Below are 4,457 nucleotides of genomic sequence, written 5' to 3' on the forward strand. Positions count from 1 at the left end.
CGGGAGGGTTTCAGCGAAACCACCATCCAGCAACTCGAAGCCAGCCAGCAGGAAGTCAGCCACGAGTCGGTGACGAGCGAGCAGGAGTTTTGGGGCTCCATCGCCAAGGTGCTGGTGCCCGTGTTCAAGCCGGTGGCCCAAAAGGTAGCCGGGGTGGCCATCAAAACCGGCACCTCCTTGGTGAAAGGCGGCATCAAGAAACTATTTGAATCCAGCCAGCAGGAGTCCAGCGACGAAATAGATGCTCAAATTGAAGCCTTAGCTCAGCAGTTCGAGGCCCAAGAAGTAATTATTGAAGAGGACGACCGGGTACAGATAACAAACACAACCGATCTTCCTTATAAGCGCATCTGCCATTTAAGCATCAAGGCCGGCGACGGCAGTTCCTATCTGGGAACGGGATTTTTCATTGGACCCCGTACGATTCTGACGGCTGGGCACTGCGTCTATATTCACGAGCATGGCGGCTGGCCGCAGCAAATTATAGTTTCCCCAGGACGCAACGGCGCGAACAAGCCTTTCGGCCAGTTTACCGCTACCAATTTCCGCTCGGTAGCCGGCTGGGTAAACAACCAGTCCAGAGACCATGATTACGGGGTGATTCAGCTCGCGAAGAGCGACCGGGTTTCGCCGGAAATGGGAACGTTTGGCTTTGGCATGTTCTCGGATCAGGCGTTGCGCAACAAGCAACTCAGCACGGCTGGCTACCCCGGCGACAAACCAGCGGGCACTATGATGTTCCACAGCCGCAAAGCCACGGACCTAACGCCCCGCACTATCATCTACGACATTGATACAATGGGTGGGCAGAGTGGATCGGCGGTGTATGACGAGAAGCGCGTGGTGGTGGGCATCCATACCAATGGCGCATCATCGGGGAACTCGGCCACCCGCATCACGCAGCCCGTTTTCAATAACCTCACTAAATGGCGCTCGGAAGGTGGCGCGGCCTAAGGCGGCAGACCACTGAAAAGCGGGGCCAGAAAGTACTTGTATTTTCTGGCCCCAGCTTCTGGGTTGTGTTGGCTGGTTTCGGTTTGACCCTTGCATTAGTGTACTACACAGCTCTTTATTCCCCGAACACCATGGGATCTATCACCGGTATCATCCGCAATACCAACCATGCCCCGATAGAGAATGTCAATGTGCTTATCGTATCGGGTCCAGCCCACACCGACATTGCCGCTATTACGGGTGCTGATGGCCGATTCAGCTTTAATAGTCTTCGGCCAGGCAACTACTTGCTCAAAGCCTACGGGCAGGTGGAGAGCGACGAAATACCCGTTCCGGTGCTTGCCAACAAAACTCCTTTCGTTGAAATATGGCTGGAAACGACTATCGCCAAGTAACTATATACGTAGCCGGAAAGTGCTATGGCCGACGAAGGAAAATACAGTACGCTCAACCCTTAGTTGCCGGAAGAACGAGAAAGATGAAATTAGAATTGCGCTAGTAACTCAATCAGATATGTTTATAGAATAAGTTATGCTTGCATAACAATTTCGCAACCTACACGTATTACCTTTGCTGATAATAACCTGACTTACATTCCCGTACATACATTGCCATGAAAAAGAGCACTGCTGCCATTTCTTCTTTACTTTTCCTAGGGGGCCTAGGCTCACTGAGTTTCCTCGCGGCCCAGGTGCTAGATTTGAACTTACATTTTGACCTTCGCGACGAAGAGGAAATGCACTTCTGCTAGGCGCTCCGAACTTTGCTGTTGCTTTAAACCCCGCCCTTGGCGGGGTTTATTTTGTTTAGGGAAGGAAGAAAGCTGGATTATTAATCAGCACTTTAAAGTAGGGCTTTGAAAAAAAGCGCATCCATTCTTCCTCGTTTTCGGTACTTCACAGTTCAACGGCTCACTCGGAGCCGCTACTATTCTCTCACCTGCTGCGCGTGCTGGCTGCCCAAAAATTTAGCGGCAGTTAAACAATCAGCGAAAATCAGTGATTTATGAATCTGAGCAGTCTCAAAGACCAGATCAGTTACATCATCGGGCGCGACTTGGCCCGCAACTTCGCCCAGCAAGGGCTCGATCTGGACGTGGACGTACTGGCCGCTAGCATGAAAGAGGGCTTAAGTGGCGAGCCTAGCCGCCTCACCCAGGAGCAGATGCAGGCGGCTATGCAACAGCTACAGCAGCAGATGGGCGGCGCAGAAGAAGACGATGACGACAACCAAACTTCCACTTCCATGGGCAACAGTAAAGAAGAAGGCCAGGCCTTCCTAGGCGAAAACAAGAATCGGGCGGGGGTGACTACCCTACCAAGCGGCCTGCAATTCGAAGTACTGACGGAGGGCACCGGCAAAAAGCCTACCCTCAGCAGCTCCGTCACGACGCACTACCACGGCACTCTTATCAACGGCAACGTGTTTGATAGCAGCTACCAGCGCGGCCAGCCGGCTACCTTCCCCGTCAACGGCGTTATTGCCGGCTGGACAGAAGCATTGCAGCTGATGCCTGAAGGCTCGAAGTGGCGCCTCTACATCCCTTCGGAACTTGCCTACGGAAAGCGCGGCGCGGGCCGCGACATCGGTCCCGATACGGCGCTTATTTTCGACGTGGAGCTGCTGAAAGTAAACAACTAAGTGATTTTGAAAGTCCCGCCAATCGTATCCTTTTCCACTTCCCCTCGCTGGGTATGGACGACTACGGCTGGCGGGGCTTTTTCACGTATGACAGATTCTACGCCTGGTTTTCATGATGCAACCTCCCGGCCCGCTCCTCCTGCGGAAGGGAAGTTATTGGAATCAACTGAGTCGACCGGCGGCCCCTTAGTGCCCTCGGCGCCTCTCGCTGAGGCGGTACCAACCACTGCCCCGGCTTTTCCTCTGCCCGACCCTTTGCAGTTTGCAGAGGTACGCAGCGCCGACGGGCGCGTGGTATTAACCAACGACCAGTTGCAAATCAATGGGCAGTCGTTTGGGTGGTGGGAACTGGAAGCTGTGGCTGTGCAGCGAGTGCGCTGGTTGCTGTGGCTGTTGCTTGGCGGTTTCACGCTGGCGGGCTTCCTGTTGGGTTTTCTACAGAATTGGCTACGGACTATGCCGGCGGCGTTGGGCATTATGGTGGGCGCTTTGTTGCTGGCTATCGGACAGCGGGGCACCAACCGCGTGCGCCTGCACCGGCTTGGGCGTGAGGCCACTCATTTTGCGCTGCCCGGTGAGCTTCTGCCGTGGCAGAAGCTCGCGACCGAGGCAAACCGCCGCATTCGGCAGCGTCATCACGAAGCGGCCCAGGCAGCTACGGCGGCGCTATTCGCGGACCCTTCCGCATTCTCTGGCCCGGAGACTCCTACGGGAATAGGTTAATACCTTGGCCCAGGCAACTATTTTCCTTTCGCAAGAGCCGAGCTTCTGGTTTGAGTGCTGCCCGCTACCTTTGGGCGCTTTACAAACAGTTTGCAGGTAGCTCTTTTATTTTCTTTCCGCCACACATGGACGCCAAACACCAGCACACCGCTATTTCAACGGCGGGCTTGCTTATTGCCCTCGGCATCATTTACGGGGATATCGGCACGTCGCCGCTCTACGTAATGAAGGCTATTGTGCCGGAGCAAATCAACCCCCGTCTTGTGTACGGGGGCATCTCCTGCGTCATTTGGACGCTAACGCTCCAAACTACCATCAAGTACGTCCTGCTCACGCTTAATGCCGATAACAACGGCGAGGGTGGCATTTTCTCACTCTACGCCTTGGTTCGGCGGCGAGCGGGCTGGCTTACTATTCCGGCCATCATCGGCGGGTCGGCTCTACTGGCCGACGGCGTGATTACGCCGCCGATTTCGGTTTCTTCGGCTATTGAAGGACTGGAAGCCGTGTACCCCAGTATCCCGACGGTGCCCATTGTGATTGGCATCCTGCTCGGGTTGTTTCTGCTCCAAAGCTTCGGCACCCAGATTGTGGGCAAGGCGTTCGGGCCGATTATGCTGGTTTGGTTTTCGATGCTCGGGATACTGGGAGTTTCCTGGATTATCCAGCAGCCCGCCATCCTGAAAGCCTTCAATCCCTATTACGCCTACGATTTGCTGGTAAACTACCCCGGCGGCTTCTGGTTGCTCGGGGCCGTATTCCTGTGTACCACCGGAGCCGAGGCGCTGTACTCTGACTTGGGGCACTGCGGCAAAGGCAACATTCGTATTAGTTGGATATTCGTGAAGACCACGCTGCTGCTCAACTACATGGGCCAAGGCGCTTGGCTGCTGAGTCACCAGGGCGAGTTGCTCAACAAGCGCAACCCATTTTATGAATTGATGCCGGAGTGGTTTCTGCTCATCGGTATTGGCATTGCTACCATTGCGGCCATCATTGCTTCGCAGGCGCTTATTACGGGCTCGTTTACGCTGGTAGCTGAAGCTATCCGGCTCAATATGTGGCCCAAAGTGAAGCTCAACTACCCCACCGACGTAAAAGGCCAGCTGTACGTGCCCAGCATGAACCGGCTGCTACTT

General features: G+C 54.8%; 5 protein-coding genes. All 5 read left to right on the top strand.

Annotated elements, in window-relative coordinates:
• Nucleotides 1-954 (top strand): trypsin-like serine peptidase (locus ACFE7X_RS24930; RefSeq protein ID WP_375438384.1); only part of this gene is annotated, 954 nt, incomplete at its 5' end.
• Between the two features lie 131 nt (nucleotides 955-1,085).
• Complete coding sequence (locus ACFE7X_RS24935) at nucleotides 1,086-1,349, top strand: carboxypeptidase-like regulatory domain-containing protein (protein ID WP_375438385.1); 264 nt, start codon at nucleotides 1,086-1,088, stop codon at nucleotides 1,347-1,349.
• Nucleotides 1,350-1,959: 610 nt separating this feature from the next.
• Nucleotides 1,960-2,595 carry an FKBP-type peptidyl-prolyl cis-trans isomerase gene (locus ACFE7X_RS24940; protein ID WP_375438386.1) on the top strand — a complete coding sequence of 212 codons (636 nt, stop codon included), beginning with the start codon at nucleotides 1,960-1,962 and terminating at the stop codon, nucleotides 2,593-2,595.
• Nucleotides 2,596-2,682: 87 nt separating this feature from the next.
• Complete coding sequence (locus tag ACFE7X_RS24945; RefSeq protein WP_375438387.1) at nucleotides 2,683-3,318, top strand: hypothetical protein; 636 nt, start codon at nucleotides 2,683-2,685, stop codon at nucleotides 3,316-3,318.
• 125 nt (nucleotides 3,319-3,443) lie between these two features.
• A partial coding sequence (locus tag ACFE7X_RS24950) for a KUP/HAK/KT family potassium transporter (protein WP_375438388.1) occupies nucleotides 3,444-4,457 on the top strand: 1,014 nt, incomplete at its 3' end.

This window comes from uncultured Hymenobacter sp. (assembly GCF_964242765.1).
Classification (GTDB): Bacteria; Bacteroidota; Bacteroidia; order Cytophagales; family Hymenobacteraceae; genus Hymenobacter.

Bases quoted from the DNA above. Each gene is read 5' to 3' on its own strand.
- ACFE7X_RS24945 (WP_375438387.1), top strand. From the start codon at position 2,683: ATGACAGATTCTACGCCTGGTTTTCATGATGCAACCTCCCGGCCCGCT.
- ACFE7X_RS24940 (WP_375438386.1), top strand. From the start codon at position 1,960: ATGAATCTGAGCAGTCTCAAAGACCAGATCAGTTACATCATCGGGCGC.
- ACFE7X_RS24935 (WP_375438385.1), top strand. From the start codon at position 1,086: ATGGGATCTATCACCGGTATCATCCGCAATACCAACCATGCCCCGATA.